Annotated in this window: 1 rRNA gene (only partly in view); it reads left to right on the top strand. The window is 57.6% G+C overall.

Annotated features, from left to right (window positions below):
* Positions 1-60: 60 nt before the first annotated feature.
* Positions 61-1,788 (top strand): 23S ribosomal RNA (locus tag ACZ6BG_RS39080) (it continues 1,494 nt past the right edge of the window).

Below are 1,788 nucleotides of genomic sequence, written 5' to 3'. Positions count from 1 at the left end.
GGTGGGGTGATGGGTGGTTGGTCGTTGTTTGAGAACTGCACAGTGGACGCGAGCATCTGTGGCCAAGTTTTTAAGGGCGCACGGTGGATGCCTTGGCACCAGGAACCGATGAAGGACGTGGGAGGCCACGATAGTCCCCGGGGAGTCGTCAACCAGGCTTTGATCCGGGGGTTTCCGAATGGGGAAACCCGGCAGTCGTCATGGGCTGTCACCCGCTGCTGAACACATAGGCAGTGTGGAGGGAACGCGGGGAAGTGAAACATCTCAGTACCCGCAGGAAGAGAAAACAACCGTGATTCCGGGAGTAGTGGCGAGCGAAACTGGATGAGGCCAAACCGTATGCGTGTGAGACCCGGCAGGGGTTGCGTATACGGGGTTGTGGGATCTCACTTTCATGATCTGCCGGTCATGAGGCGAGTCAGAAACCGTTGATGTAGGCGAAGGACATGCGAAAGGTCCGGCGTAGAGGGTAAGACCCCCGTAGTCGAAACATCAGCGGCTTGCTTGTGAGACACCCAAGTAGCACGGGGCCCGAGAAATCCCGTGTGAATCTGGCGGGACCACCCGTTAAGCCTAAATATTCCCTGGTGACCGATAGCGGATAGTACCGTGAGGGAATGGTGAAAAGTACCGCGGGAGCGGAGTGAAATAGTACCTGAAACCGTGTGCCTACAAGCCGTGGGAGCGTCGCTATGCAGCTTGCTGCATAGTCGTGACTGCGTGCCTTTTGAAGAATGAGCCTGCGAGTTTGCGGTGTGTTGCGAGGTTAACCCGTGTGGGGAAGCCGTAGCGAAAGCGAGTCCGAATAGGGCGATATAGTAGCGCGCTCAAGACCCGAAGCGGAGTGATCTAGCCATGGGCAGGCTGAAGCGGAGGTAAGACTTCGTGGAGGGCCGAACCCACCAGGGTTGAAAACCTGGGGGATGACCTGTGGTTAGGGGTGAAAGGCCAATCAAACTCCGTGATAGCTGGTTCTCCCCGAAATGCATTTAGGTGCAGCGTCGTGTGTTTCTTGCCGGAGGTAGAGCACTGGATAGGCGATGGGCCCTACCGGGTTACTGACCTTAGCCAAACTCCGAATGCCGGTAAGTGAGAGCGCGGCAGTGAGACTGTGGGGGATAAGCTCCATGGTCGAGAGGGAAACAGCCCAGAGCATCGACTAAGGCCCCTAAGCGTACGCTAAGTGGGAAAGGATGTGGAGTCGCAGAGACAACCAGGAGGTTGGCTTAGAAGCAGCCACCCTTGAAAGAGTGCGTAATAGCTCACTGGTCTAGTGATTCCGCGCCGACAATGTAGCGGGGCTCAAGCGTACCGCCGAAGTCGTGTCATTCCAGCATATACGCCCAACGGCGGCTGGGATGGGTAGGGGAGCGTCGTGTGCCGGGTGAAGCTGCCGCGTAAGCGAGTGGTGGACGGTTCACGAGTGAGAATGCAGGCATGAGTAGCGATACATACGTGAGAAACGTGTGCGCCGATTGACTAAGGGTTCCTGGGTCAAGCTGATCTGCCCAGGGTAAGTCGGGACCTAAGGCGAGGCCGACAGGCGTAGTCGATGGATAACCGGTTGATATTCCGGTACCCGCTGTGAAGCGTCAAACATCGAATCCAGTGATGCTAAGGCCGTGAAGCCGCCCTGGAGCCTTCGGGCAAAGGGGAGTGGTGGAGCCGCCGGTCCAATCTGGTAGTAGGTGAGTGATGGGGTGACGCAGGAAGGTAGTCCAGCCCGGGCGGTGGTTGTCCCGGGGTAAGGGTGTAGGACGCAGGGTAGGCAAATCCGCCCTGCATAAA

This window comes from Streptomyces sp. NPDC041205 (genome assembly GCF_055591765.1).
This window is presented reverse-complemented; position numbering and strand designations above follow the sequence as displayed.